This window comes from Pseudoalteromonas sp. 0802 (assembly GCF_013350085.1).
In the GTDB taxonomy this organism is placed as follows: domain Bacteria; phylum Pseudomonadota; class Gammaproteobacteria; order Enterobacterales; family Alteromonadaceae; genus Pseudoalteromonas.
In genome coordinates this window covers 20,967-34,080 of the sequence record NZ_JABVXE010000006.1, presented here as the reverse complement: position 1 = coordinate 34,080, position 13,114 = coordinate 20,967, and the positions used below count along the sequence as shown (strand labels likewise).

The window sequence follows — 13,114 nt, the reverse complement described above, 5'->3', positions numbered from 1 at the left end:
AATAAAAGCTGTTAAAAAACAGCTTTTATAAAAATGTGTTACGAGAAATATCCTCGTTATAAATCAAACTTTACTTCGTCAATCAGCTTCAGTGCCACAGGGCGATATTTGCTGATCTCATCAAGAGGAAGACTATCTTCTTTAAACTCACCCCATGATGCAACCATCTCAGATAATGCAACCCCTTGCTTTACAGGGTATTCCATATTAACTGAAGCATACATATTTTGCGCCTTATTGTCGGTCATATACTCAACCAGTTTCAAGGCATTTTCAGGGTTTTTAGCATAACGGGTCATAACAACGCCCGATACATTGATATGAGAACCACGGTTTGTTTGGTTAGGGAAGTTAATATAAACCGCTTCAGCCCATGATTTTTGCTGCTCATCTTGCATCATTTTGCCAAAATAATAGCTGTTGCCTAACGCCAGATCGCATAAACCTTCTTTTACGGCTTTGACTTGCGCTCTGTCATTACCTTGCGGCTTACGTGCTAAATTGGCTTTTACGCCCTCAAGCCATTGCTTAGTTTTTGCTTCGCCATGGTGAGCAACCATAGAAGCAACTAAACCTAAATTGTAAGGGTGTTTACCAGATCGAGTGCAGATCTTACCTTTGTATTTTGGATCGGCTAAATCCTCGTAAGTTAATTCAGCAAGTGCACCAACACGCTCTTTTGCAGAGTAAACATTACGTACACGTTTAGTAAGTGCTATCCATTGACCGTCGGCATCGCGAAAAGTGCTTGGCACATTCGCATTAACCACATCACTATTAATTGATTGCGTTAAGCCTAAGTCCTCTAATTGAATCAGCGCACTAAAATTAGAGGTTAATACTAAATCAGCCTTACTGTGCTTACCTTCACGCTTTACACGTTCAATTAACCCTTTTTTGGCAAAAACCACGTTAGTTTTAATACCTGTTTGCTTAGTGAAATCATCCAAAATAGGCTGAATTAAGAATGGTTGACGAAACGAGTAAATATTTACTACATCTGCAGCAAATGTAGGCGCGCTTAATAATGCGCTAAGTAATACTAAGGCTGTTTTCTTCATTTTATAGCACCTAAATAGTAACAATTATCAAAATATTTTACCTAGAGTTAGGGCAAAGTGCACCCGTTTAAACTTATATTTCAATCAACCTAACTGCCATTTAGGAATTTGCATGTAAGACATATCTCACCCACATGGCAGTTATTGAGTAAAAACCACCAGCAAACACTGCACAAAACAAGGTAAACACTTGAAATATAACAACATACTTTAAATGACAATAAAATAACCAGCAGATTAAGTAAGATTTTGACCTACTCAGCTTTGCCCATTTCTCTATAATTACATACATCAACTAAGCAAGAAGCTTAATGAGTAGATGGATAAGGAAGCATTACTCATAAAACCGCGGAATAAGGTTCATTAGGAGAATAAGGAATCAAGGACAGGCTCAGGAAGAGTAACGCAATGGAGTGACAACCTACGGACAACATCAGGATGATGTGGAATGGCATAACAACAGGACGTTGTTATACAGGAAGTTCAAAAAGTGGAATAAAGGACAGGCCGTTAGGGCATCGCAACGGATTTGCAAACAAAGGGATAGTGTCAGGATGGCACGTAAGGGAGTGGTAAAGTATTTACCAGCAAGGATGTAAAGGACTAACAAGGAAACAAGGCGGGATTGCCTTATATTACACAGAACCAATAAGTAAAGTGTAATCGCATGGATTGGCAAAGTTTAGGGAGTTGATTAGATTCAATTGCAGGATGCAAAAAATTAAGAAGATTCCGCAAGCGCGACTAGAGATAGTACGCGCTTTTCTTTTGCCTACAATAAATTATTACTCCGGTCGTCCCTTATTACGCTTACCTAGCAGATAAGCATCTCTAAACTTAATAAAATGTTGCTCAAGCTTTTGTGTAGCATCGTCTTCACCCGCAAGGGCAAGTACCATAATGGCTACTTCAGCGGTGCCTAACTGATGCTCATGCGGAGCAACACGTAATCGATAATCAGATAGCTTTTCAGGCGTAATTGAAAGCACAGGAAAATTATCTAGATAAGGGCTTTTACGGATCATTTTCTTTGCTTCGCGCCAAGTCCCATCTAAAAAGATAAACAAAGGACGCTTACCTTCAACAGGAGTTACTTCGGTGATTACGCGCTCTTCGTCGTCAACATCGCTGGCAGGAAAAATAACCATTGGCTGATACTGAGGATTTGCCAACAAGCTTAATAAGGCTTCATCCGGATTTGTTCTATCCCACTTAAAGGCATGGTTATCTGGCACAATTTCAGCAATTAAACGACCAGTATTTGACGGCTTAAAACTCTCATTATGGTACATAAGTAAACAGACCGCGGCATCACACTGAGCCTGCTCAACGCCTTCACAAATACAATAGTGTTCGGCTAATAAACAACGCTCACAACGCGTTAGCTTTGCTCCTCGCGCTTTAAATTCACGACGAGACTCAGTCATTTGCTGAGCACGAAGCATTAACACTGAATTATTTGAGATAGTAGCCACTGTATTTACCAGATAATTAAACGGCGCGTATTGTAGCTAAAAATATGGGGAATAGATATTGATCTAAGTGGTTAGTGGTTAGTGGTTAGTGGTTAGTGGTTAGTGGTTAAACAAGTATAATTCATTTCATGTATAACAAGCTTTTATTCAATTACAAAAAATAAAACAACTCTCTCGATCAACTAACGACTGACATCTGATATCTAACCTCTAAGAAAACAAAAAACCCAGCCGGAGCTGGGTTTTTAAAACGATTAGTCAAAAGAACTTACTTCTTTTTAACTGCTTTTTTGTTTGGAAGGTCAGTGATTGAACCTTCGAAGATTTCAGCAGCTAGACCGATTGATTCGTTTAACGTTGGGTGAGCGTGAATAGTTAACGCTAGGTCTTCACCGTCTGCGCCCATTTCAACAGCTAAGCCGATTTCACCAAGCATTTCACCTGCGTTGATACCAACCATAGCACCACCGATAACACGACCTGAGTCTTTATCGAAGATTAGCTTAGTTTGACCTTCAGTACGTGCTGAAGCGATTGCACGACCAGAAGCAGCCCAAGGGAATACAGCAGTTTCGATGCTTAAACCTTGCTCTTTAGCTTCTTTCTCAGTTACACCAACCCATGCGATTTCTGGATCTGTGTATGCGATTGAAGGAATGCACTTAGGATCGAAGAAGTGTTTCTGACCAGAGATAACTTCTGCAGCAACGTGAGCTTCGTGAACCGCTTTGTGCGCAAGCATTGGTTGACCAACGATATCACCGATAGCGAAGATGTGATCAACGTTTGTTTTAAGTTGCTTATCAACATTGATGAAACCACGCTCATCAACGTTAACGCCTGCTTTATCAGCGTCAAGTAATTTACCGTTAGGTGTACGACCAACAGCAACAAGTACTTTGTCGTAACGTACTGCGTCAGCTGGTGCGTTTTTACCTTCGAATGAAACGTATAGACCGTCTTCTTTCGCTTCAACGCCAACAACTTTAGTAGAAAGCATTACGTTGAACTTGTTCTTAACGTATTTTTGGTAGATCTTGATAACGTCTTTATCAGCTGCTGGTACTAATTGATCAGCAAACTCAACTACGTCGATTTCAGAACCTAGTGCACGGTATACAGTACCCATTTCAAGACCAATGATACCACCACCTAAAACTAGTAGTTTCTCAGGAACGTCTTTAAGCTCTAGCGCACCAGTTGAGTCAATTACACGGTCATCTTCAGGGATGAAAGGTAAGTTAACAGGTTGAGAACCCGCTGCAATAATAGCATTGTCAAAAGTGATTGTTGTTGTACCGTCTTCACCTTCAACAGCAAGTGTGTTGCTGCCAGTGAATTTACCGTAGCCGCTAACTACTTTCACTTTACGCATTTTAGCCATGCCGTCTAGGCCGCCAGTTAGTTGACCGATTACAGACTCTTTCCAATCACGGATTTTGTCTAGGTCGATTTCAGGCTTGCCAAAAGTAACGCCGTGAGATGACATTTCAGCTGCGTCATCAATCACTTTAGCTACGTGTAAAAGTGCTTTTGAAGGAATACAACCCACATTTAGACATACACCGCCTAATGTGTTGCGAGATTCTACCAGTGTAACTTCTAAGCCCAAGTCAGCAGCACGGAAAGCCGCAGAATAACCACCAGGACCACCGCCTAGTACAACAACTTGAGTTTTTAATTCGTTGCTCATGCTATTACCTTAAATGTTTGAACGGGACACTGCCCCTAAGTTTAACTGCCATGTTTCTGCAAGGCAGAAAGGGAGAGCAGATATCTATACCAAGATTGTTCTATGGCAAAGATTGTATCATTGCCAATGGTAAAAATCCCAGCAAAAAACAACTTGCTGGGATTTGATTCTTATAATTTACGAGACGATTACATCACTAGTTGACGAATATCGCTCATGTAGCTTGCTAGCGTCACAGTAAAGCGTGCTGCTAGTGCACCGTCAATAACCCTATGGTCGTATGACATTGATAATGGAACCATTAATTTAGGTTCAAACTCTTTGCCATTCCACTTAGGTTTCATTTCTGACTTAGATACACCCAAGATAGCAACTTCTGGCGCATTCACAATTGGCGTGAACGCTGTACCACCGATACCTCCAAGGCTTGAGATTGTAAAACAACCGCCTTGCATATCAGATGAAGTTAGCTTGCCGTCACGTGCTTTCTTCGAAATATCCATTAACTCACGAGAAAGTTCAATGATGCCTTTCTTATCAACATCTTTGAACACTGGAACAACTAGACCATTTGGCGTATCAACTGCAACACCGATATTGATGTATTTCTTCAAGATTAAGCTTTCGCCGTCTTCAGACAGTGAAGAGTTAAACGTTGGGAATTCAGCCAATGCTTTCGCAGCTGCTTTCATCACAAATACAAGTGGTGTGATTTTAACACCCAGCTTTTTCTTCTCAGCAAGGGCATTTTGCTCTTTACGGAATGCTTCAAGGCTTGTGATATCAGCTTCGTCAAACTGTGTAACATGCGGGATTTGCACCCAGTTACGATGTAAGTTAGCACCTGATAGCTTCTGGATACGAGAAAGTTTCTTCTCTTCGATTTCACCAAACTTAGCAAAATCAACCTTAGGCCAAGGGATAAGACCTAACTCACCGCCACCGGCATTACCTTTACCTGCAGATAGCTGACCTGACTCAACTTTCTTCACAAGATCTTTCACGTAGTTTTGTACGTCTTCTTTCACAACACGATTCTTACGACCCGTGCCTTTTACGTTTGCTAGGTTAATACCAAACTCACGCGCTAAACGACGAACAACAGGCGATGCATGTGCATACGCTTTGTTATCTGCAAAACCTTCGTTGCTTGCAGGTGCTGATGCAGGCTTTTCAGCCGCAGGCGCTTTTGCTGCAGGTGCAGGCGCTGCTTCAGCTTTTGCAGGAGCAGGTGCCGCTGCAGCTGCAGCTGGTGCACTACCCGCTACTTCAAATACAAAGATAAGTGAGCCAGTTGATACTTTATCCCCAGCTGCTACTTTGATTTCTTTAACAGTACCGGCAAATGGTGCTGGTACCTCCATTGATGCTTTATCGCCTTCAACGTTTAAGATTGATTGATCTTCTTCAACCTTATCGCCAACAGCAACCATCACTTCGGTTACTTCAACTTCATCACCACCGATATCAGGCACGTTTACTTCTTTAGTGCTTGATGCCGCTGCTGCCGGCGCTGCTTCAGCTGGTGCTGATTCTGCAGCTGGCGCTTCTGAACCGCTTGAAGCTGTTTCAAAAACGAAGATTAAAGAGCCAGTTTTCACTTTATCGCCAGTCGCGATTTTGATCTCTTTAACCGTACCCGCCATTGGAGCAGGTACTTCCATTGATGCTTTATCGCCTTCAACGCTTAATAAAGATTGCTCTTCTTCAACCGTGTCACCTACCGCAACCATGATTTCAGTTACTTCAACTTCATCATCGCCGATATCTGGCACAGTTACTTCCTGCACAGCAGAAGCTGCAGGCGCAGCTGCTGGAGCTGGCGCTTCTTCTTTAACCTCAGCAGGAGCCGCAGCTTGTTCTTCACCTTCGAAGATCATGATAAGTGAACCCGTCGTTACCGTATCACCTTCAGCTACTTTAATTTCTTTAACCGTACCTGCTTGTGCAGCAGGTACTTCCATTGATGCTTTGTCGCCTTCAACCGTTAATAACGATTGGTCAACCTCAACCTTATCACCAACGCTAACAAGGATTTCGGTTACTTCAACTTCATCGCCACCGATATCTGGTACATTAATTTCAATACTCATTGGAACCTCTTATGCGTATAGCGGGTTAACTTTGTTTGTGTCGATGTCGAATTTCTTGATTGCTTCAACAACTACTGACTTCTCAACTTCACCACGTTTAGCAAGCTCAGATAGTGTTGCAACCACAACATAACCAGCATTCACTTCGAAGTGACGACGTAAGTTTTCACGGCTATCAGAACGACCGTAACCATCAGTACCTAACACTTTGTAGTTACTGCTTGGTACGAATGAACGAACTTGTTCTGCGTAGTTCTTCATGTAGTCTGTTGCTGCAACAGTCACGGCATCTGTTAATGCGTTCGTGATGTAAGCAGTTTTTTGCTCTGCTTCAGGGTTAAGCATGTTGAAACGCTCAGCGTCTTGACCGTCACGAGTTAACTCGTTGAATGATGTTACAGAGAATACATCTGAACCAATACCATACTCTTCGCTCAGGATTTGTGCCGCTTTACGCACTTCAATCATAATAGTACCTGAACCTAGTAACTGTACTTTCGCTTTATCGCCAGCCACAGTTTCAAGCTTGTAGATACCTTTACGAATACCTTCTTCAGCGCCTTCTGGCATTGCTGGTTGATGGTAGTTTTCGTTCATTAGCGTTAGGTAATAGAACACGTTTTCTTGGTCTTCACCGTACATGCGACGGATACCGTCTTGCATGATTACCGCTACTTCGTATGCAAATGTCGGATCATAAGAAATACAGTTAGGAACCGTGTTAGCAAGAATGTGGCTGTGACCATCTTCGTGCTGTAAACCTTCACCGTTTAGTGTAGTACGACCTGCCGTAGCACCTAGTAAGAAACCACGTGCTTGTTGGTCACCGGCCATCCACGCCATATCACCTACACGTTGGAAACCAAACATTGAGTAGTAGATGTAGAATGGGATCATTGGTAAATCGTTAGTGCTGTATGATGTTGCAGCAGCAACCCATGATGACATTGCACCTAACTCGTTGATACCTTCTTGTAGTACCTGACCTGATGTTGCTTCTTTATAGTAAGAAACGATGTCACGGTCTTGTGGCGTGTAGTTTTGGCCATGCGGGTTATAAATACCGATTTGACGGAATAAACCTTCCATACCAAATGTACGCGCTTCATCAGCGATGATAGGAACGATGTTTTTACCAATGCCTTTGTCTTTTAGTAATACGTTAAGTGCACGTACAAAGCCCATTGTTGTAGAGATGTCACGTTTTTGCTCTTCAAGTAGTGGCTTGAACGCGTCAACTTCTGGCAATGTTAAGCTTTCAGAAAACTTAGGAATACGCTTAGGTGTGTAACCTTGTAGCGCTTCACGACGTGCGTGAAGATACTTGTACTCTTCAGAGCCTTCTTCAAGAGTAAGATATGGTAAGTCTTTAATTTCTTCATCAGAAACTAAATCTTGTAGACCTAAACGTGAACGTAAGTGCTCAACGTGGGTCATGTCCATTTTCTTAACTTGGTGTGCGATGTTTTTACCTTCAGCCGCTTCACCCATGCCGTAACCTTTTACAGTTTTAGCTAGGATCACAGTTGGACGGTCTTTGGTTTCTTCCGCTTTTTTGAATGCAGCGTAAAGTTTTGATGGCTCATGACCACCACGCTTAAGTGCGAAGATTTCTTCATCAGTCATATCAGCAACAAGTGCTGCTGTTTCTGGGTAACGACCGAAGAAGTGCTCACGAACATATGCACCGTCTTTTGCTTTATATGTTTGGTAATCACCGTCAATAGTTTCGTTCATTAACTGCAGTAATTTACCTGATGTATCTTTAGCAAGTAGGATATCCCAACCACTACCCCATACAACTTTAATCACGTTCCAGCCTGCACCTTTGAATAGACCTTCAAGCTCTTGAATGATCTTACCGTTACCCATTACTGGGCCATCTAAACGCTGTAAGTTACAGTTGATTAGGTAACATAGGTTATCTAGCTTCTCACGCGCAGCGAATGAGATTGCACCACGTGATTCTGGCTCATCCATCTCACCATCGCCTAAGAAAGCGTATACACGTTGGTTTTTAGTGTCTTTTAAGCCACGACCGTCTAGGTATTTTAAGAAACGAGCTTGGTAGATTGAAGCAATTGGACCAAGACCCATAGATACCGTAGGGAACTGCCAGAATTCAGGCATTAACTTAGGGTGTGGGTATGAAGGAAGACCTTTACCATCAACTTCTTGACGGAAGTTATCAAGCTGCTCAGCTGTTAAACGACCTTCAACAAATGCACGTGCATAGATACCTGGAGAAATGTGACCTTGGTAATAAACTAAATCACCGCCATCAACATCGTTTGGTGCTTTGAAGAAGTGGTTAAAACATACTTCATAGAATGCAGCTGAAGACTGGTAAGACGCCATATGGCCGCCTAAGTCTAGATCTTTTTTCGACGCGCGTAATACGATCATGATCGCATTCCAACGAATGATTGAACGAATACGACGTTCAATGTTTACGTCACCTGGGTAAGCAGGTTCTTGATCTACCGGAATGGTATTAACGTAGTTAGTGGTTGTGCCAGTAGGCATATCAACACCGTCTAAACGGGCTTGCTCTAACACTTGCTCAAGTAAGAATTGAGCACGTTCAACACCTTCTTCACGCACAACAGACTCAAGGGCTTGTAACCACTCTTGTGTTTCTAGCGCGTCTACGTCAATTTTATTGACTTCAGACATATGGAGGTTTCCTTATGTTTAAAATACTAATTATTTTAATAAATCTTAAAATTAAGTAGTTAACTAAACTTAGCTAATCACTTGCTTAATGTTGTTTGGTGCGTCTTAAACTACGTTCAATCCGCGAATGCTCTTTGCCAGCCTCAAGTAAGGCTTCTTCGATAAAGGCTAAGTGAGCATTACTAGCAAGACGTGCTTGCTCAGGGTTTCCTTCAATAACCGCATCCATCAACAGTCGTCTATGTTCTGCGAGCTGCTGGCTGATCTGTGGTTTTTTTAACAGTACAGTTAAATTCTGTAATACATTTTGCTCTAGCAAGGCCTGCATACCACGTACTAAATGTAGCAGTACAACGTTATGAGACGCTTCTGCCACACTAAAATGAAATGCATTAATTGCTTTTGCTTTTTGCACAATGTCGTCATTAACGAGCGCAATGTTGTCAAAGCTTTGTTTTACTTTTTTGAAGTCATTCGTTGTGCCGCGCATAGCTGCATAATATGCTGCAATTCCTTCAAGGGCATGACGAAATTCGAGTAAATCAAATTGTGACTCTGGATGCTTACTAATCAAATCAAAAAGCGGATCAGTGAGCCCCTCTTCAAGCTGATTTTTTACGAACGTTCCGCCACCTTGGCGACGCGTTACTAACCCCTTAGCTTCTAGCTTTTGAATCGCCTCACGCAGTGAAGGTCGCGATACTTCAAATTGTTTCGCTAATTCACGTTCAGGAGGCAGCTTTTCGCCTGGCGCTAACGACCCCTCAAGAATCATATTCTCAAGTTGTTGTAAAATTACATCAGATAATTTTGCTGCTTTAATCTTTAAAGACATTTATTAACGTCCGCATTGTTATGCGCTAACCCCATAAATATCGGGTATTTAGCCTTGTGCTTTGACCAAAAAGGTAAATTGGTCATACCAAATTTGTCGCATACGTTATCAAAAACCCGTATTTCTGTCAATTTCACTACGTTCAGCGCCTAGTTACACCCTAACGTAATTCGTCTAAAGATTAAACAGTATGGATTAAAGTGGCTTTTTCTGAAGGAAAAAACAATAAAAAATAAATGGTCAGACCAGATTAATAGATAAAGCTACTAGAGGCCAGATTTAAGATGTTAGATGAATTGAGTAGCTTTGTAGCAACGGGTTTCCCCCCGCGACAAAAGCTTTTAGAGGTCAGGTTTTAGATGTTAGTTGAATTGAGTAGCTTTGTAGCAGCGGGTTTACCCCGCGACAAAAGCTTTTAGAGATCAGATTTTAGATGTTAGTTGAATTGAATGCTGAAAAATATTCGAAGTAGGATGCACTTCAGTGCTGAAAAATTAAAACTCAATCGAAGTGCATTAGTAGAGCGATTAATGAATAAAGTTATACAACAAGCCTTACTCTTGTAACTTGCTAACTTTACTCTTGTAACTTGCTAACTTTACTCTCGTAACTTGCTAACTTTACTCTTGAAACTTGCTAACTTTACTCTTTCAACTCGCTAACTTTACACACTACGCCAAACCACCAAACAGGGTTAATGCTGCTATGATCACTAAAAAGAACAATACATTTCTTTTTACAAGCTTCATCATGCAAGTGGCTTCATAAGTACAGCCAAAATGTTGCTGCTCAATTTGCTCAGCGGCAAGTGCGGTTTGCGTAACTACTTTGCGGTTGCTCACTGAAAAGTCGAGCACATACTTCAGCCAACAACCGGTACCTTTATTAAAGTTACCAATCACTAAATAACCAAAGCTTGCAACCCGTGCTGGTAACCAATCGAGCCAAAACAGTAAGCTATGGATCAGTTTGAAGCGCTTAGCATAGGCAACACTGTGATCATCCCTTACTTTGTCAGCAAAAGTACGAACTAGCGCATAAAGAACCGCGCCAGGTAAACCTAAAACCACAAACCAAAAAATAACTGCACAATAAAAGCGAAAATTTAACCAAGCTAAAGTTTGGCCAAAAGTTTCACCTTGAGGATCATCTTCTGTCTTCTTTTGACCCATCTGTAATGCAAATAAGGTAGCCGCTTCTTGATCGTTGCGGGTTAACGCATTTAAGTAAGACTTATATAGAGCACGTTGCTTAGCACAGCCAAAACAAACCAGCAGAACAGCAACATTCACAGCTAGTTGCCAAATAATAAAATCAGAGAGTTGATAAACTAAACCTGCGGCAACGACAGGCAGCATTAACCAAATCAAAAAACCAATTGGTGAATTAAATAAGCCTTTTTCTGAGAGTTGTTTTTGCGAATGCTTTAGATAGGTATTGGCATAAAAATCGATTTGCCAATAATCAGCACGAGCCCCTAAACGCTCAATTACCAAAGCAATAATTATTGAAATTAAGATCATGCTTTTACCTATATCCTTTAACTAAAACACTAAATCAAAATAGTATTGCCAATCAAAACTCGCACCAGGGTCAGTTTTTCTGCCCGGTGCAATATCACAATGGCCAACAATGCGCGAACGGTTTATCTCAGGGTACTTTGCAATCAACGCCTTAGTCACTAAGTGTAATGCATTATACTGGGCTTGGGTATACGCTTGCGTATCTGTACCTTCAAGCTCAATGCCCACACTAAAATCATTACAGCGCTCTCTACCTTCAAACGTTGAGATACCAGCATGCCAAGCTCGTTTTTCAAAAGGCACGTACTGAATAATTTCACCGGTACGACGAATAAAGCAATGCGCAGACACTCTTAAACCTTTTAAATCTGCAAAGCTTTCGTGTGCCGTACAATCAATTGCCCCCATAAATAAATCATCAACATAAGGCGTAGCGAACTGCCCTGCTGGCAATGAAATATTATGAATAACAAGTAATGACACCTCGCCCTCAGGGCGCTCATCGTAATGTGTACATGGCCTTTGTAACACATTGTTTAATTGGCCCAATTCATTTATATGCATATTAAAAACTAACGATGACAATAAAGTTAAATAGTGTAAAGGGTTAAAATCTCAGGGTCTAGTTGCTTTGATTCAATCACTTAAAGTAAGAGTAAGGATACTTTACTGTGGCCAATCTTTGTCTTCTATTAAGGGGGTAAACATAGTAAAATTTCGCCAATTTATTAATAAACAATGAGCTTTCGACATGTCAGTCCCTCACACTTTAATTAGCCAACTGGTAAAACTCGCCCTTGATGAAGATTTAGATTACCAAAGCGCAAATGACGGTGATATTACCGCGCAACTAATTCCAGAAAACGAGCTAGCCAATGCTAAAGTAATTACTCGTGAAGACTGTGTATTTTGTGGTAAAGACATTATTTTAGAAGTATTTAAGCAAGTTGACCCTTCTGTTGAAGTTGACGTACTCGTAAATGACGGCGACAAAGTAGCCGCAAATAGCACACTTTTTACAGCATCTGGCTCAGCGCGTGCTATTTTAACTGCAGAGCGCACTGCCCTTAACTTTGTACAAACACTATCAGGTACAGCAACAACAACTGCTCATTATGTAAAAGAGCTTGAGGGCACGACTACGCAACTACTCGACACGCGTAAAACAATTCCAGGTTTACGTGCGCTACAAAAATACGCTGTAAAATGTGGTGGTGGTGCGAATCATCGTATAGGCCTTTTTGATGCGTTCCTAATTAAAGAAAACCACATTGCTGCCTGTGGTGGTATTGATAAAGCAGTCGCTCAAGCTAAATTAAACCACCCAACTAAACCAGTTGAAGTAGAAGTAGAATCACTTGCTGAGCTTGAACAAGCGATCACTGCGGGAGCTGACATCATCATGCTTGATAACTTTACTGTAGAGCAAATTCAACAAGCAGTTGTGCTAACAGACAAGCGAGCAAAGCTTGAGGTATCTGGCAACATGACACTTGAAACTTTAAAAGCTTATTCACAGGCCGGTGTTGACTTTATTTCAAGTGGCGCACTTACAAAAAATTTACAATCAATCGATCTTTCAATGAGATTTAACGGCTAAAATTTCTCTTATACGTATTTAATGTTTTACCTAATTCGTTGACAAGAAAATAAAAAAAGCATTAAATACGTAAAAAGCCTGAGCAGATAACAAAAAATCAATATCTTTTTAGCGCTTTTGACTATTTTGTATACGCACGTCCTGAACCTACACAAGAT

9 protein-coding genes are annotated in these 13,114 nt (G+C 41.2%); 1 reads left to right on the top strand and 8 read right to left on the bottom strand.

What is annotated here, in order from left to right:
• Positions 1-56 precede the first annotated feature (56 nt).
• The 8 genes from HUS61_RS11955 to ampD form a co-directional block, all read right to left on the bottom strand.
• Positions 57-1,061, bottom strand: a complete 1,005-nt coding sequence (locus HUS61_RS11955) for a Fe(3+) ABC transporter substrate-binding protein (protein WP_055197654.1) — start codon at positions 1,059-1,061, stop codon at positions 57-59.
• A 785-nt stretch (positions 1,062-1,846) separates the two neighbouring features.
• Positions 1,847-2,506 carry a tRNA-uridine aminocarboxypropyltransferase gene (locus HUS61_RS11950; protein WP_175082591.1) on the bottom strand — a complete coding sequence of 220 codons (660 nt, stop codon included), beginning with the start codon at positions 2,504-2,506 and terminating at the stop codon, positions 1,847-1,849.
• A 298-nt stretch (positions 2,507-2,804) separates the two neighbouring features.
• Complete coding sequence (lpdA, locus tag HUS61_RS11945; RefSeq protein ID WP_054562783.1) at positions 2,805-4,229, bottom strand: dihydrolipoyl dehydrogenase; 1,425 nt, start codon at positions 4,227-4,229, stop codon at positions 2,805-2,807.
• A 188-nt stretch (positions 4,230-4,417) separates the two neighbouring features.
• The gene (gene aceF / locus HUS61_RS11940) at positions 4,418-6,322 is read right to left on the bottom strand and encodes a pyruvate dehydrogenase complex dihydrolipoyllysine-residue acetyltransferase (protein ID WP_175082550.1); all 1,905 of its coding nucleotides are present in this window, start codon (positions 6,320-6,322) and stop codon (positions 4,418-4,420) included.
• Between the two features lie 9 nt (positions 6,323-6,331).
• Positions 6,332-8,998 (bottom strand): pyruvate dehydrogenase (acetyl-transferring), homodimeric type, encoded by a 2,667-nt coding sequence (aceE, locus tag HUS61_RS11935; RefSeq protein WP_062566172.1) that lies wholly within the window; start codon positions 8,996-8,998, stop codon positions 6,332-6,334.
• Between the two features lie 85 nt (positions 8,999-9,083).
• Positions 9,084-9,833 carry a pyruvate dehydrogenase complex transcriptional repressor PdhR gene (gene pdhR, locus HUS61_RS11930; protein WP_036965924.1) on the bottom strand — a complete coding sequence of 250 codons (750 nt, stop codon included), beginning with the start codon at positions 9,831-9,833 and terminating at the stop codon, positions 9,084-9,086.
• A gap of 671 nt (positions 9,834-10,504) precedes the next feature.
• Positions 10,505-11,356: a beta-lactamase regulator AmpE gene (gene ampE / locus HUS61_RS11925; protein WP_175082549.1), complete on the bottom strand. Its 852-nt coding sequence runs from the start codon at positions 11,354-11,356 to the stop codon at positions 10,505-10,507.
• 21 nt (positions 11,357-11,377) lie between these two features.
• Positions 11,378-11,920: a 1,6-anhydro-N-acetylmuramyl-L-alanine amidase AmpD gene (gene ampD, locus HUS61_RS11920; RefSeq protein WP_175082548.1), complete on the bottom strand. Its 543-nt coding sequence runs from the start codon at positions 11,918-11,920 to the stop codon at positions 11,378-11,380.
• Positions 11,921-12,107: 187 nt separating this feature from the next.
• Here ampD and nadC point away from each other — a divergent pair, with 187 nt between their 5' ends.
• On the top strand, positions 12,108-12,956 hold the full coding sequence (gene nadC / locus HUS61_RS11915; protein ID WP_175082547.1) for a carboxylating nicotinate-nucleotide diphosphorylase: 849 nt from the start codon (positions 12,108-12,110) through the stop codon (positions 12,954-12,956).
• Positions 12,957-13,114: the final 158 nt, after the last annotated feature.